This window comes from Bradyrhizobium sp. Pa8 (assembly GCF_052588265.1).
The window spans coordinates 3172649-3188682 of record NZ_CP176767.1 but is presented as its reverse complement, the minus strand read 5'-3'; the positions used below and the strand labels follow the sequence as shown (position 1 = coordinate 3188682).

Below are 16034 nucleotides of genomic sequence, written 5' to 3'. Positions count from 1 at the left end.
GATGTTCACCGGTGGGCTGCTAAATCCCCCGCCATGACCTCCCACCACAACAAGACCTCGGTCGCCGCAATCTCGATCTTCGCCAGCGGCGGCATGGCGGCGGCCAAGTTCGCGGTCGGCATCGCGATCGGCTCGCTGGCGCTGATTTCCGAGGCCCTGCATTCCTCGATCGACCTGGTCGCGACCATCATCACCTGGGCGGTGGTGCGGGTGTCGGACAAGCCGGCCGACGAAGAGCACCATTACGGCCACGGCAAGCTGGAGAGCATCTCCGCGCTCGGTGTCACCGCCCTGCTCTACGTGCTGGCCGGGGGCATCCTGGTCGAATCCTACAGCCGCCTGCGCGAGGGAACTCCGCCACCGACCATCTCGGCCGTACCGTTCGTGGTGCTGGTGATCGACATCGTCGTGAACCTGTGGCGCGCCCGCGCCCTGCATCGTGCCGCGCGGGAGACGCGCAGCCAGGCGCTCGCGGCGGACGCGCTGCATTTCGCCTCCGACGTGCTCGGCTCGTTCGCCGTGATCATCGGCCTGATCCTGGCCGCGCTCGGATTCTGGTGGGGCGACGCCGCGGCCGCCGCCGCCGTCGCCGTGATGATCGCCCTGCTCGGCCTGCGCATGGCCGGCTCGACCGTGCAGACGCTGGTCGATCGCGCCCCCGAGGGGGCGCAGGAGAAGGCCACGGCCGCGATCCTCGGCGTGCCCGGCGTGATCGACGTCGAGCGGCTGCGGCTGCGCATGGTGGGGGCGACCACGTTCATCGACACCATCGCGAAGGTGCCGCGGACCTATCCGATCGACCGCGTCGAGGAGATCAAGCGCAAGGCGCAGGCGGCGGTCGACAGGGCATTCGGCGAGGCCGACCTCACCTTCACCGCCGTCCCCGTCGCGCGCGACAACGAGACCGTGCGCGACCGGATCATGGTCATCGCACACAATTCCGGCCTCGCCGTCCACCACGTCACAGTGCACGACCTCGGCGCCAAGCTGATCGTCGGCATCGACCTCGAGGTCGACGCCGGGATGCAGCTCGACGCCGCCCATGACATCGCCAACACGCTGGAGCGCAGCATCCAGGAGGAGTTCGGCGCCGACGTCGAGGTCGACGTCCATATCGAGCCATTGGAACCGGAACTGCCGTTCGGGGTCGATGCCGGGCCGGAACGGGTGCGGGCCATCGCCTCCGCCCTGACGGAATATGCCGCCGGCGGCGAGATCTACGACATCCACAACGTGCGTGTCCGCAACACCGACGCCGGCGAGATCGTCAATTTCCACTGCCGTGCCACGCCCTCGATGAGCGTGATCAAGGTGCACGAGCATGTCGACGCGATCGAGCGCGCGCTCCGCCGCGCGTTCCCGAGCGTGAAGCGCGTGATCAGCCACGCCGAGCCGCCGCGGGCGTGACGCGACATGTGCGGGGAGTCACACGTTCTCGTTTCGGACTCGCCGCGCACGTAAGTTTGCGGACGCGCGACGCACAAACTGCGCGTTGGATAAGAATAAATTCGCGTTAACGATTCGTTGACTCTCGACAGCCTGCGAAAACTGGATTCAAATCGGTCATGATTCGGAAGCGACGTGGGGCTGCTTCCGAACTCAAGTTGCAAGCAGGTTTTCCAGGGGGCAGAAGGCATGTCGCGTGCAGACGCCGCGAACGTGCGCGTCCAATCCGATTCGATCAAGGGATTGGCGCAATCGATCGCGAAACCTGCCTATCATCGGCTCCTGATCGCGGAGCCGGCGCTGCGCCGCGCCGTGCCGACGCTGATCATCGCCTTCCTGGTCACGATCTGCCTCGGCGCGTTCGTGCAGGTCGTCGATCAGACGCGCCAGAAGCGGCAGGTGCTCCGCCACGACATCTCGGCGCTGGCCGACCTGCTCGCTGAACGGATCGATCGCCTGACCTCCACGCGGCAGGAGCGGCTCAAGAACATCGAGAACCTGCCGACGCTGCTGCCCGATCTGATCCCGTCCTGGGGCACGGCCTCCGGCCGCCACGTCGTCGTCACCTCGGCCGGCGTCGACCGCCGCATCCTCGCCCGCATTCCGATCGACCGCGACCCCTCAGGCAACGACCGCCTGCTCGATGCGATCACCACGGCGCAATTGCTCGCGGCGCCGCCGCGCGACAGCAACGTCTCCGACATGACGCTGCCGAACGGCAACGCCGCGATGGTGACCTCGCGGCAGATCAAGTCGCTGCCGGGCCTCGTCACTGTGATCCAGGAGCGCAACGAGCCGATCTGGGGCTCGGACGCCGCGCTCTCGGTGACGCTGTCGGCGACCACCGGCTTCGTGGTCCTGATCCTCGGCTTCGCCTTCCACTGGCAATCGACCCGCGCCCGCGAGGGCGACCTCATCAACGACGCCGTGCGCGGCCGCATCGACACCGCGCTCAACCGCGGCCGCTGCGGCCTGTGGGACTGGGATCTGTCGCGCGGCCGGATCTTCTGGTCGCAGTCGATGTTTTCGATGCTCGGCCTCGACGGTCGTAACGAGCTCCTCACCTTCGGCGAGGTCAACGCGCTGGTGAAGTCCGACGACATCGACCTATTCGAGATCGCCGACCAGCTCATCTCCGGGAAGATCGACCATATCGACCAGACCTTCCGCATGCAGCACGTCGACGGTCACTGGATCTGGCTCCGCGTCCGCTGCGAGAAGACGCACGGGGCGACCGATTCCAGCGTGCACCTGATCGGGATCGCCGTCGACATCACCGAGCAGAAGAGCCTCGCTGAACGCACCGTCGAAGCCGACCTCCGCCTGCGCGACGCCATCGAGACCATTCCGGAGGCCTTCGTGCTGTGGGACGCGAGCGACCGCCTCGTGCTCTGCAACTCGCACTTCCAGCGTTTGCACAAGCTGCCCGACAGCGCCGTCATCCCCGGAACCTCCTACGAGACCGTGCTCGAAGTCGGCCGCATGCCGGAGGTGCGCACCCGCCACAACGAGACGGCCAGCCAGGGACCGGGCGCGCGCACCTTCGAGGCGCAGCTCGACGACGGCAGCTGGCTGCACATCAGCGAACGCCGCACCAAGGACGGCGGCTACGTCTCGGTCGGCACCGACATCACCCGCATCAAGGAGCACGAGCAGAAGCTGGTCGACAACGATCTGCGCCTGCGCGCCACCGTCATCGACCTGAAGCGCTCCCAGGCCGCCCTCGAGCGCCAGACCAACGAGCTCGCCGACCTCGCCGAGAAGTATCAGCGCGAGAAGACCCGCGCCGAGGAAGCCAACCAGACCAAGTCGAAATTCCTCGCCAATATGAGCCACGAGCTGCGCACGCCGCTCAACGCCATCATCGGCTTCTCCGAGATCATGGGCTCGGGCATGTTCGGCGAGCTCGGCTCGGAGAAGTACCAGGAATACTGCCAGGACATCCTGACCAGCGGCCATTACCTGCTCGAAGTCATCAACGACATCCTCGACATGTCCAAGATCGAAGCCGGCCGCATGAAGCTCGACATGGAAGAGCTCGACCTCGGACAGACGCTCGCAGAGTCCCTCCGTGTCGTCTCAGGCCGCGCACAAGACAAGCATCTGACGCTCGACGCCGGGATCGAGAAATCGATCTCGGTCGTTGCCGACCGCCGCGCGACCAAGCAGATCATCGTCAACCTGCTCTCCAATGCGGTGAAGTTCACGCCCGACGGCGGACGCATCGTGGTGCGCAGCCGGGAGCTCGACGACAAGATCGTGCTGATGATCGCCGACACCGGCATCGGAATCGCGCCGCATTCGCTGGCGCGGCTCGGCCGCCCGTTCGAGCAGGTCGAGAGCCAGCTCACCAAGACCTATCACGGCTCCGGACTTGGACTTGCGATCGCGCGCTCACTGGCGCAGCTCCACGGCGGCTCGATGCGGCTGCGCTCGAAGATCGACGTGGGCACCGTCGTCCGCGTGACCCTGCCGCGCGATGCGATCAAGGCGGCGTCCGGGATGTCGGCTGCGGCCTAGAGCATTATCGGTTCTGATCGAATCAGAACCGAAGCTCTAGATTCCTGTTTTGACGCGTTTTCGTCACGCCAACCGGTATCCACTTCGCTCGAAAACGCTCTGGTCCCTACAATTGCAGCGACGGCGCCACTTCGCGCGCGACGTTGACCAGTGCCGCAATCAGCGGCGTCATCGGATCGCGCTGCGGGATCACCATGCCGATGCTGTAATTGACGTCGGGATCGGTGATCGGGATCGAGCGCACCGTGTCGGACAGGCCGAGCGTCTCGGCGAGCTTGGCCGGCATCACGCTCGCCCAGCGCCCCGTCTTCACATGCGTGAACAGCACGAGCAGCGAGTTCGAGGTCAGGGTCGGCGTCGCCTCCGCGCCGACCGAGCGGAGCGCGCGGTCGATGATGCGCCGGTTCTGCATGTCGGGCGTCAGCAGGCACAGCGGCACCTGCCCGACCTCCTTCCACGTCACCGTCTCGCGATCACCGAACATTCCATCCGGCGCAGTCAGCAGGCGATAGCTCTCGTTGTAGAGCGGAATGGTGCGCACCTTGCCGATCGGCTCGTTCTCGATATAGGTCAACCCCGCATCGACCTCGAGATTTTCGAGCAGCCCCAGCACCTCGGATGAGGTCGTGGACTGGATGCGGAAGCGCACCTCGGGATGCTTGGCGCGGAACGGCGTCGTCAGCTGGGCGACCATGCCGAGCACGGTCGGGATCGCCGCGATGCGGATTTCGCCGGAGAGCTGATGCTTCAGCCCGTTGATTTCGTCACGCATGGCGCGGGCATCGCCCACGATCCGCCGCGCCCAATCCAGCGCCCGCTCGCCCTCGGGGGTAAAACCCTGGAAGCGGGAGCCGCGCTGGACCAGCATCACGCCGAGGATCTCCTCGAGCTGCTTGAGCCCGGTCGACATCGTCGGTTGCGTCACGCCGCAGACTTCTGCCGCGCGTCCGAAATGCCGCTCCTTCGCCAGCGCCAGCAGCAGTTCAAGCTTGTCGATCAACCGGTCGTCCCCTCGGATGCCATCGTGGCATGCAAGCTAGCACGGCAGGTCATTACCAACACGGAAAAACCGGCAAGCGGAACGCGATTAATTGCATTTCCGTATCGTCCGATTGCGTTTCCAGATCGATCAGAATTCGCAATCGCAGCATGAGACAGCTTTATTGATCTTCGAACGATTCCAAATAGTTTGCGATCAGGGACGCTCAATCTGAGAACAAAGAATGACAGCGGTTTACGAGCCTTGGGACGAGACGCGCGGCGCCGAGATCATCGCCGAACATGCGAAGCAAGAGGGCGCGACGCTGGTCATCCTGCACGCCCTTCAGGAGGCGTTCGGCTACGTGCCGGAGGCGGCGATTCCCATGGTGGCACAGGCGCTGAATCTGTCGCGTGCCGAGGTGCATGGTGTGTTCACATTCTACCATGATTTCCGCCACAAGCCGGCCGGGCGTCATGTGCTGAAGCTGTGTCGCGCGGAAGCGTGTCAGGCTGCGGGGGGCGATGCTCTCGCCGCGCGCGCCGAGGCGAAGCTTGGCGTGCCCCTCGGCAACACCACCGCCGATGATCGCGTCACGCTGGAGCCGATCTACTGCCTCGGGCTGTGCGCGACCGCACCGTCCGCCATGCTCGACGGCCGCCTCATTGGCCGGCTCGATGAGAAGCGCCTCGATGCACTCGTTGCGGAGGCCCAGCGATGAGCATGCGTCTATTCGTCTCACGCGACGCGGGTGCGGTGGCCGTTGGCGCCGACGAGGTTGCGCTGGCGCTGGAACAGGCTGCGGCCAAGCGCGGGGTGGCGATCGAGATCGTCAGGACCGGCTCGCGCGGCATGTACTGGCTGGAGCCGCTGGTCGAGGTTGCAACGCCGCAGGGCCGGATCGCCTTCGGCCCGGTCACCGAGGCCGATGTGCCCTCCCTGCTCGATGCCCTCGCCAGCAACACACCGCATCTGCTGCGGCTGGGCGCGACCGAGGAGATCCCCTGGCTGAAGCGCCAGACCCGTCTCACCTTCGCCCGCTGCGGCGTGATCGATCCGCGCTCGCTCGACGACTACCGCGCCCATGGCGGCTACAAGGGCCTCGAGCGCGCGCTGGCGCTCGGCTCGGATGCGATCCTCGCCGAGGTCACCGCATCCGGCCTGCGTGGCCGCGGCGGTGCGGGCTTCCCGACCGGCATCAAGTGGAAGACCGTCGCGCAAGCGAAGGCCGACCGCAAATTCATCGTCTGCAACGCCGACGAAGGCGACAGCGGCACCTTCGCCGACCGCATGATCATGGAAGGCGACCCCTTCCTGGTAATCGAGGGCATGACGACATCAGGCATCACCGTCGGCGCGACCAAGGGCTATATCTACATCCGCAGCGAATACCCGCACGCAGTCGAAGCGATGAACGCGGCCATCAAGGCGGCGAAGCGCGGCGGCTACCTCGGCGACAAGATCGGCGGCTCGACCTACAGCTTCGATCTCGAAGTGCGGGTCGGCGCCGGCGCATACGTTTGCGGCGAAGAGACCTCGCTGCTGGAAAGTCTCGAAGGCCGCCGTGGCCTGGTCCGCGCCAAGCCGCCACTGCCCGCGCATCACGGCCTGTTCGGCAAGCCGACCGTCATCAACAACGTGCTGTCATTCGCGGCGATCCCCTTCATCCTCGCCGAAGGTGCCAAGGCCTACGCTGATTTCGGCATGGGCCGTTCGCGCGGCACGATGCCGATCCAGCTCGCCGGCAACATCCGCCATGGTGGCCTGTTCGAAACGGCGTTCGGCGTGACGCTCGGCGAGCTCGTCGACGACATTGGCGGTGGCACGTTCACGGGCCGTCCGGTCCGCGCGGTGCAGGTCGGCGGCCCGCTCGGCGCCTATTTCCCGCGCGCGCTGTTCGACACCCCGTTCGACTACGAAGCCTTCGCCGCACGCGACGGCCTGATCGGCCATGGCGGCATCGTCGTGTTCGACGACAGCGTCGACATGCGCAACCAGGCGCGCTTCGCCATGGAATTCTGCGCCGTCGAATCCTGCGGCAAGTGCACGCCCTGCCGGATCGGCTCGACCCGCGGCGTCGAGACCATCGAGAAGATCATCCGCGGCGAGCGCGTGAGCGAAAATCTCGCGCTCGTCGAAGACCTCTGCAACACCATGAAATTCGGCTCGCTCTGCGCACTCGGGGGCTTCACGCCCTACCCCGTGCTCAGCGCATTGAAGCATTTCCGGGAAGATTTCGTCCCGGCCCCGACCACGCTTCAGGCCGCGGAATAGGAGAACGACGATGTCTCTGATCGAAGAAATCGACTACGGCACGCCACGCTCCAAATCGACGACGATGGTGACGCTGACCATCGACGGCAACCAGGTCACGGTGCCCGAGGGCACCTCGATCATGCGGGCCGCGATGGATGCAGGCCACCAGATCCCAAAACTCTGCGCGACCGACATGGTCGACGCGTTCGGCTCCTGCCGTCTCTGCGTCGTCGAGATCGAGGGCCGCGCCGGCACGCCGGCCTCCTGCACCACGCCAGCGATGAACGGCCTCGTCGTGCACACCCAGAGCGAGCGGCTGAAGAAGCTGCGCAAGGGCGTGATGGAGCTCTACATCTCCGACCATCCGCTCGACTGTCTCACCTGCGGCGCCAACGGCGATTGCGAATTGCAGGACATGGCCGGCGCTGTGGGCCTCCGCGACGTGCGCTACGGCTATGAGGGCGAGAACCACGTCTTCGCGAAATCCCATGGCGAGATCAACGCCGCCTGGATGCCGAAGGACGAGTCCAACCCCTATTTCACCTACGATCCGTCGAAGTGCATCGTCTGCTCGCGCTGCGTCCGCGCCTGCGAGGAAGTGCAAGGCACCTTCGCACTGACCATCTCGGGCCGCGGCTTCGACAGCCGCGTTTCGCCCGGCATGAGCGAGAGCTTCCTCGGCTCCGAATGCGTCTCCTGCGGCGCCTGCGTGCAGGCTTGCCCGACCGCGACGCTGACGGAAAAGTCGGTGATCGAGATCGGCCAGCCGGAGCACTCCGTCGTCACCACCTGCGCCTATTGCGGCGTCGGCTGCGCCTTCAAGGCCGAGATGCGCGGCGAGGAAGTCGTGCGCATGGTGCCGTACAAGGACGGCAAGGCCAATCGCGGCCATTCCTGCGTCAAGGGCCGCTTCGCCTGGGGCTACACCAACCACAAGGAGCGTATCCTCAATCCGATGATCCGCGAGCGGATCGAGGATCCCTGGCGCGAAGTGTCCTGGGATGAGGCGTTCTCGTTTGCCGCTACCAAGATGCGCGGCATCCAGAAGAAATACGGCCGTGACGCCATCGGCGGCATCACCTCGTCCCGCTGCACCAACGAAGAAACCTATCTGGTGCAGAAGCTGATCCGCGGCGGCTTCGGCAACAACAATGTCGATACCTGCGCCCGCGTCTGCCACTCCCCGACCGGCTACGGCCTGTCGCAGACCTTCGGCACGTCGGCCGGCACGCAGGACTTCGACTCGGTGGAAGATACCGACGTCGCGGTCATCATCGGCGCAAATCCCGCCTCCGCTCACCCGGTGTTCGCGTCGCGCCTGAAGAAGCGGCTGCGCCAGGGCGCCAAGCTGATCGTGATCGATCCGCGCCGGACCGAGATGGTGGAATCGCCGCACGTCAAGGCGCTGCACCTGCCGCTGATGCCCGGCACCAACGTTGCCGTCGTGACCGCGCTGGCGCATGTCATCGTCACCGAGGGCCTCGCCAACGAAGCCTTCGTGCGCGAGCGCTGCGACTGGGCCGAGTTCGAGGAATGGGCCGCCTTCGTCGCCCAGCCGAAACACAGCCCGGAAGCCACCGCGATCCTCACCGGCGTGGATCCGCAGGTGTTGCGTGAAGCCGCGCGCATCTACGCCACCGGCGGCAATGGCGCGATCTACTACGGCCTCGGCGTCACCGAGCACAGCCAGGGCTCGACCACCGTGATCGCGATCGCCAATCTCGCGATGGCGACCGGCAATATCGGCCGCCCCGGCGTCGGCGTGAACCCGCTGCGCGGCCAGAACAACGTGCAGGGTTCCTGCGACATGGGCTCGTTCCCGCACGAGCTGCCGGGCTATCGCCACATCTCGGGCGACGCCGTGCGCGACCAGTTCGAGGCGCTGTGGAACGTCAAGCTCAACCCCGAGCCGGGCCTGCGCATTCCCAACATGTTCGATGCCGCGATCGAAGGCACGTTCATGGGCATCTACGTGCAGGGCGAGGACATCCTCCAGTCCGATCCCAACACCAAGCACGTGGTGGCGGCGCTGTCGTCGATGGAATGCGTCATCGTTCACGACCTCTTCCTGAACGAGACCGCAAACTACGCCCATGTCTTCCTGCCCGGCTCGAGCTTCCTCGAAAAGGACGGCACCTTCACCAACGCCGAGCGCCGCATCCAGCGCGTCCGCAAGGTGATGTCACCGAAGAACGGCATGGCCGACTGGGAGGTCACCATCGCCCTCGCCAAGGCCATGGGCTTCGAGATGAACTACAGCCATCCGTCCGAGATCATGGACGAGATCGCGGCACTGACGCCGACGTTTACCGGCGTCTCCTACGCCAAGCTCGACGAACTCGGCTCGGTGCAATGGCCCTGCAACGAGAAGGCGCCGGAGGGCACCCCGGTGATGCATATCGGCGGCTTCGTCCGCGGCAAGGGCAAGTTCATCGTCACCGAATATGTCGCGACCGACGAGCGCACCGGCCCCCGCTTCCCGCTGCTGCTCACCACGGGCCGCATCCTCAGCCAGTACAATGTCGGCGCGCAGACAAGGCGCACCGAGAACGTGGTCTGGCATGCCGAGGACCGGCTCGAGATTCATCCGCACGACGCCGAGCAGCGCGGCGTGCGCGACGGCGACTGGGTGCGGCTCGCGAGCCGTGCGGGCGAAACCACGCTGCGCGCGGAGATCACCGACCGCGTCTCACCGGGCGTCGTCTACACCACCTTCCATCACCCGGACACGCAGGCCAACGTCATCACCACCGACTATTCGGATTGGGCCACCAACTGCCCCGAATACAAGGTCACGGCGGTGCAGATCTCGCCGTCGAACGGCCCGTCCGACTGGCAGAAGGCCTATGACGCGCAGGCGCAGCACTCCCGCCGCATCGCGCCGGCCGAGGCCGCGGAGTAACGGCATGCACGTGCCGGTCCAGGCCATCGACCGCGAGATCTGGCGCGACGGTGTCGCGTCCGAAGGCGCGCGGCTGATCCCGGAGGAGACGCCGCTGGCGCTGACCTATAATGGCGGCACCTATGCCGTCATGATGGGGACGCCGCAGAACCTCGAAGATTTTGCGGTCGGCTTCAGCCTGGACGAAGGCATCATCAAGTCGGTCGACGACGTCAAGTCGCTCGAGGTGGTCCGCCTCGACGACGGCATCGAGCTGCGCATGTGGCTGGCGCCGGAAGTTGCCGCGCGCATCAGCGAGCGGCGGCGACACATTGCCGGCCCGACCGGCTGCGGCATTTGTGGCATCGATTCAATTGCCGAGGCCGTGCGGCCTGCGGCCGTCGTCCCGCAGGGACAGACGTTCACGCCTGAGCAGATCATGACGGCGATGCAGGCCATCGCGCCGCTGCAATCGATCAATTTGCAAACCCGCGCCGTCCACGCCGCCGCGTTCTGGTCGCCTGCCGGCGGCATCATCGCGCTGCGCGAGGACGTCGGCCGCCACAACGCGCTCGACAAGCTGGCCGGTTCACTGGCGCGCAGCCGCACGGGTGCGAGCGGCGGCATGGTGCTGCTGACCAGCCGCGTCTCGGTCGAGATGGTGCAGAAGACCGCCGCGATCGGCGCGCCGGTGATGGTCGCCGTCTCTGCCCCGACCGCGCTCGCGGTGCGCACGGCGGAAGCCGCCGGCATCACATTGATCGCCATTGCCCGCCAGGACGGGTTCGAGGTGTTTTCGCATGGCGGCCGGGTTGTCGCCCGCCATGCCACGGAGGTTGCCGATGTCGCCTGACCGCTTGATCTACATGGCCAACCAGATCGGCACGTTCTTCCGCAGTCAGGGCCACGACAAGGCCGTGCCGGGGATCGCCGATCACATCAAGAAGTTCTGGGATCCCCGGATGAAGCGGGCGATCTTCGCCCATCTCGACGCGGGCGGCGCAGGCCTGGAGCCGAACGTGCGCGAGGCGCTCACCTCGCTGAAGCAGACGACGTCCCTTCCAGCAGCGCCGTAAATACGCGCCTCACCTCGCTCTGCGTTTCCTTCACGCGTGCCTCCAGCGACGAGAAGTCGGGCGCATCGCCGGCGCGCGCCATCACGCGCTGAAGGTCAGTGCCGGCGGTATCGGGCTTGAAGCGGTCGCTGACGCAGAGCCGCAGAATCTGCGTCAAGTCGTGATAGAGCCGCGCCGCCGCGCGCAGGATCTCCGCCTCCGATTGCGGGAGCACGCCGAGCTTGGCGGCGTTGTCCAGAACCTGAAGGGTGCTGACGTCGAGAATTTCAGGCTTGTCATGGGCGTGCACGAGCTGGAGATATTGCGCGATGAAGTCGATATCGACCATGCCGCCGGCGGCGTATTTGAGATCCCAATGGTCGCTCTCGCCCTTCTCCTGCGCGATGGCTCGCCGCATGTCGGCGACGTCGTTGGCAATGGTCGCCCGATCACGGCGGCGGGTCAGGACATCGCGGATGATGCGCTCGATCCGCCCGCGGAATTCGTCCGAGGCCGACACCACGCGGGCGCGGGTCAGGGCCATGTGCTCCCAGGTCCAGGCCTCGTTGGCCTGATAGTCCGCGAATGAGACGAGGCTCGATGCCACCGGACCGGCGCGTCCCGACGGGCGCAGCCGCATGTCGATCTCGTAGAGCACGCCGTAATTGGTGCGCGTGGTGAAGGCGCTGATCAGGCGCTGGGTGAAGCGCGCGAAGTAGTGTGCGCCCTGAAGCGATTTTGGCCCGTCGGAGTCCGGATTGTCGCTGTCGAAATCGTACAGCAGGATCAGATCGAGATCGGACGATGCCGTCATCTCGCGGCTGCCGAGCCGGCCCATCGCGACGATCGCGGTCTCCTGATCCTTGATACGTCCGTGTTGGGCGGCGAAGCGTTCGGCGACAAGATCATGCACGGTGTGGACAGTGCCTTCGGCGACATCGGCGAAAGCCGTGCTGGCCTGCTGCGCCGAGACGGTACCGGAGAGAATGCGCGTGCCGATCAGGAACAGGCTCTCCTGCCCGAACAAGCGGAGACGGTCGAGAAACTCCTCATAGGAGTCGGCGTCGCGCACCGTCGCGGCCAATCGCGCCGACAATTCCTGCTTGTCCGGCATCGCGCCGAAGAATCTGGGATCGATCAGGCCGTCCATGAGCTGCGGCTTCCGCGCCAGCATCTCGCCGAGCCGCGGCGCCGCGCCCAGCACCAGCGCCACGAGCGCGACGAGATCGCGGTTCTGGCCGAGCAGCGTGATCAGCCGGCCGCCAAGCTGGAGTGCCCCAAGGAACTGATCGAACGCCACGACAGCGCGATCCGGCTCCTCGGCCCGCGCGAGGCCGTCGATCAGGGCCGGCACGAACTCGACGAAAGCGCTTCGTGTCTGGTCGTTGCGGAACACGCGGTAGTCGCCGGTGATCCAGTCGCGTATGGTCTGCGCGAGTGCAGCCGGCTTCTTGAAGCCGAGCGTCGTCAAATATTGCAGCAGGCGCGGATCGTCAGGACCTGCACCGTAGTCGAGCGCCGGCAGTTCTGCCGTGCCGGTCGGGTCATCGCCCTCGAACAGTTTTTCGTAGTGTCCCTGCACGATCTGGAGCTGCCGCAACAGATCGCGCGCAAAGGCTTCGCGATCCGGATAGCCGAAGAAGCGCGCAAAGCGCTCGACCGCCTCCTTGTCTTCCGGCAGCGCATGGGTCTGCTCGTCGGCGATCATCTGGAGGCGGTGCTCGACGCGGCGCAGGAATTCATACGCAATGGTCAACTCGTCACGCGCGGCAGAGGTGATCCAGTTGCTGGAGGCGAGAATATCGAGTGCAGCGAGCGTCGGCCGCACCCGCAACTCCGGATGGCGACCGCCGGCGATCAGCTGCTGCGTTTGCGCGAAAAACTCGATCTCGCGAATGCCACCACGCCCGACCTTGACGTTGTGCCCCTCGACCGCGATCTCGCTCTGGCCGCGATAGGTCTGCATCTGCCGCTTCATGTCGTGGACGTCGGCAAGCGCGGCGAAGTCGAGATGCTTGCGCCAGACGAAGGGCGCGATTTCGGCGAGCAGCGCCTCGCCCGCTTTGGCATCGCCGGCACAGGCGCGCGCCTTGATCATCGCGGCACGCTCCCAGGTGCGCCCTTCCCGCTCGTAATAGTTCAGCGCGGCGTCTCGCGAAATCGCCACTTGCGTCGAGGACGGATCGGGACGCAGGCGCAGGTCGACGCGGAAGACGTAGCCGTCATAGGTACGCTGCTGGAGAATGCGCGCCATGCCCTGCGTCACCCGCACGAAGAACGGCTGTGGCTCGATGTCGGGCGCGAGCGTCGTGGCATCAGGATCGAAGAACACGATGAGGTCGATATCGCTGGAATAGTTCAGCTCGCCCGCCCCCATCTTGCCCATCGCGAGCACGATCAGGCCGCTGCCCTCTTCCGGAGCTTCGGGATTGGGCGGCAGGATCTTTCCACGTGCGGCTTCCTGCCGCAGCTGATACTCGAGCGCCGCCTGCACCGAGGATACCGCGACATCGGTCAGCGCCGCCGTCACCCGCATCACCGGCCAGACGCCACCGATATCGCACAGCGCGGTGAGAAGTGCTGCTTCCGCCTTCATCCTGCGAAGCCGCCGCATCACCTCGGCTTCGTCGGTCGCCGCGAGGACCGCGTCCCTCGCCTCCGCGATGAGCGCGGCCAGATGCGCGTCCGGATCGCATTCGAGCAGCCGGATCAGGCGCGGCGCGTCGGCGCGGACGAGATCAAACAGATAGGGCGAGAATTCGGCAATGCCGGCCAAAATATCCCGCGCGAAGGGATGGACCAGCAGGGCTTCGAGACGGGCTGATTGAGCCGGCTCAAGCTCGGCCAGCCAGTTTTCAAGACGTCGTTCATCAGTTGTGGAAGCGGCAATATGGGGAGCCTCCGCGAAGCGCGCGGCGAGGCCCTCTCCATGCTTGTCCGCGTTTCCCGGCGCGGAGTGGTTCATGCCACCTTCTGTGGCACATCCTGCATTGGCGGAGCAACCCTGTCGCCGGCACGCGCCGGGAGCACCAGCGTGGCGACGAGACCAGGCTGGGCATCACCCAGCCGCAATTCTCCGCCATGCAATGTCGCAACCGCGGCGGCAAGGCTGAGACCGAGGCCGGAGCCCGGCAGCGTGCGGCTGGCTTCAAGCCGCACGAATCGCTCGACGACATGCTTGCGGTCGGCTTCGGGGATACCAGGGCCACGATCGGTGACGCTGAGCAGCACCTGGTCGCCCTCGCGCCTCGCCTCGATGATGATCTGCCTAGAGTCCATACTGACCACGGTTCCACCGGTCTGCGCGACCGGCTTGCCGTACTTGATCGCGTTCTCGACCAAATTGGCGAGCGCCTGGCTGATCAATTCGCGGTTGGCGTGAACCGGCGTGGGCTCGCACCTGACCTTCAAGGTCATGCCGTCGTCCTCGGCCAGCGGCTCGTAGAGTTCGTGAATGCCGCCCGCGACGTCGGCGGCGTCGAAATCATCCATGTTGCCGCGCGCCTGGCCGGACTCGGCGCGCGCGATCATCAACAGCGCATTGAAGGTGCGGATCAAGCCGTCGGATTCCTCGATGGTCCGCTCCAGCGCCGCTCGGTAATCGGTCTCGCTCCCCGATTTCGCCAGCGCCTCCTCGGCGCGGTTGCGCAGACGCGTCAGTGGAGTCTTGAGGTCGTGGGCGATGTTGTCGGAGACCTCCTTCAGCCCCGCCATCAGCGCCTCGATCCGCTCCAGCATGGCATTGAGGTTTTCCGCAAGACGATCGAGTTCGTCGCCGCTGCGCCCCACCGGCAGGCGCCCGCTGAGATCACCGGTCATGATGCGCTGCGCGGTGCCGGTCATCGCGTCGATGCGCCTCAATACCCTGCGCGCGACGAAGATGCCGCCGCCGAGGCCGAGCACGACGACGATCAGGACCGACCATTGCGCCGCCTTGGCCACGATACCGAACAAGCGCCGTCGCTCGGCGAGATCGCGGCCGATCAACAGCCGGAAGCCGTTCTCCAGCTCGGTGACGCGCACGAGCGCGCGATGGTCGCGGTCATCGGCATCCTCGATCCGCCGGTAGGCGGTCTCGGACCAGCCGCGCGTCGCCATCACTCCGGGCGCCAGCGAGCCGACATTGCCGGCGACCGCCTGCCCGGTCGGCGTGGTCACGAGATAGAGGTTGGCGCCCGGACGCAGCGCGCGATACTCGATCGTCCGCACGAGGCCGTACATGCCACGACGGCCGTAGATCTCGTTGATCTCCGAGGTCTCGGAATTTACCGTCTGCGTAATTTCTTCAGTGATCAGCCGCCGCGTATTCCAGGCGAAATAGCCGAGCAGCGAGGCCGCGAACATCGCGAACAGCAGCAGATAGACCAGCGTCAGCCGGAATGCCGTGGTGCGGACGAGTTTACCGAATGCCGTCACGGATCAGGTACCCAATCAGAGCGCTGCGCGTGCTATCACTGGCCATCGCCTTCTCATATTTTCCTTTTGATTCAAGCAGTTACCGCTTCTTATGCCGTCTGACTCCCGGCCGCCTCTGGCGAAAAAGCGGCAAGTTGGCACCACTCTCTTCCGAATTATCTGGTCGGCGGAATCGGAACGTTAAAGTGGCAATCCATTCGAACCAAGTTAAATCCCAGCAAGCTGGCGTTCATGCGGACGGCGGGGCCATCTGGTCGTGGGCGGGAGCGGCGATCGGGTGTGGCCTTCCGCTTCGCTGACCTTGACGGCAAACGGGGGGCAAATGGCGTTCGCCAGGACCGGCGAACGTGATAGCGCGGCTGCGACGCACCGACGTTGAGCAGCGCGCCCAACCATGCCCGCGAACAACAAAGTCATCCTGAAGTGCGATGGCGTCGAGACGCGCGTCGAGACGCGGCCCGGCAAGACGTGAGGCTTGGAC

General features: G+C 65.8%; 10 protein-coding genes. 7 read left to right on the top strand and 3 right to left on the bottom strand.

Annotation, left to right across the window (positions count from 1 at the left end; all coding sequences use genetic code 11):
* The first annotated feature begins 33 nt into the window (after positions 1-33).
* Entirely contained in the window at positions 34-1407 is a 1374-nt protein-coding gene (locus ACKWRH_RS14295; protein WP_445221067.1) for a cation-efflux pump, read from the top strand.
* A 228-nt stretch (positions 1408-1635) separates the two neighbouring features.
* On the top strand, positions 1636-3966 hold the full coding sequence (locus ACKWRH_RS14290; protein ID WP_445221066.1) for a PAS domain-containing sensor histidine kinase: 2331 nt from the start codon (positions 1636-1638) through the stop codon (positions 3964-3966).
* A 106-nt stretch (positions 3967-4072) separates the two neighbouring features.
* Here ACKWRH_RS14290 and ACKWRH_RS14285 read toward each other — a convergent pair whose 3' ends face one another.
* Entirely contained in the window at positions 4073-4966 is an 894-nt protein-coding gene (locus tag ACKWRH_RS14285) for a LysR family transcriptional regulator (RefSeq protein ID WP_014496684.1), read from the bottom strand.
* A 223-nt stretch (positions 4967-5189) separates the two neighbouring features.
* On the opposite strand from ACKWRH_RS14285, the gene ACKWRH_RS14280 reads away from it, so the two are divergent.
* From ACKWRH_RS14280 to ACKWRH_RS14260, 5 genes are read left to right on the top strand one after another with little or no spacing between them, the layout of a single operon-like run.
* Positions 5190-5666 (top strand): formate dehydrogenase subunit gamma, encoded by a 477-nt coding sequence (locus tag ACKWRH_RS14280; RefSeq protein ID WP_135215011.1) that lies wholly within the window; start codon positions 5190-5192, stop codon positions 5664-5666.
* On the top strand, positions 5663-7219 hold the full coding sequence (locus tag ACKWRH_RS14275; RefSeq protein ID WP_445221065.1) for a formate dehydrogenase beta subunit: 1557 nt from the start codon (positions 5663-5665) through the stop codon (positions 7217-7219). Before ACKWRH_RS14280 ends, ACKWRH_RS14275 begins: the two co-directional genes overlap by 4 nt.
* A gap of 10 nt (positions 7220-7229) precedes the next feature.
* Entirely contained in the window at positions 7230-10103 is a 2874-nt protein-coding gene (fdhF, locus tag ACKWRH_RS14270; RefSeq protein WP_445221064.1) for a formate dehydrogenase subunit alpha, read from the top strand.
* A gap of 4 nt (positions 10104-10107) precedes the next feature.
* Positions 10108-10935: a formate dehydrogenase accessory sulfurtransferase FdhD gene (gene fdhD / locus ACKWRH_RS14265; protein ID WP_445221063.1), complete on the top strand. Its 828-nt coding sequence runs from the start codon at positions 10108-10110 to the stop codon at positions 10933-10935.
* Positions 10925-11158, top strand: a complete 234-nt coding sequence (locus ACKWRH_RS14260) for a formate dehydrogenase subunit delta (protein ID WP_014496689.1) — start codon at positions 10925-10927, stop codon at positions 11156-11158. The genes fdhD and ACKWRH_RS14260 overlap by 11 nt, the downstream gene beginning before the upstream one ends.
* On the opposite strand, the gene ACKWRH_RS14255 is transcribed toward ACKWRH_RS14260, so the two are convergent.
* On the bottom strand, positions 11115-14102 hold the full coding sequence (locus ACKWRH_RS14255; RefSeq protein ID WP_445221062.1) for a bifunctional [glutamine synthetase] adenylyltransferase/[glutamine synthetase]-adenylyl-L-tyrosine phosphorylase: 2988 nt from the start codon (positions 14100-14102) through the stop codon (positions 11115-11117). The two genes, ACKWRH_RS14260 and ACKWRH_RS14255, sit on opposite strands and share 44 nt — an antisense overlap.
* Positions 14099-15553, bottom strand: a complete 1455-nt coding sequence (locus ACKWRH_RS14250) for a sensor histidine kinase (RefSeq protein ID WP_445221061.1) — start codon at positions 15551-15553, stop codon at positions 14099-14101. Before ACKWRH_RS14250 ends, ACKWRH_RS14255 begins: the two co-directional genes overlap by 4 nt.
* Positions 15554-16034 lie beyond the last annotated feature (481 nt).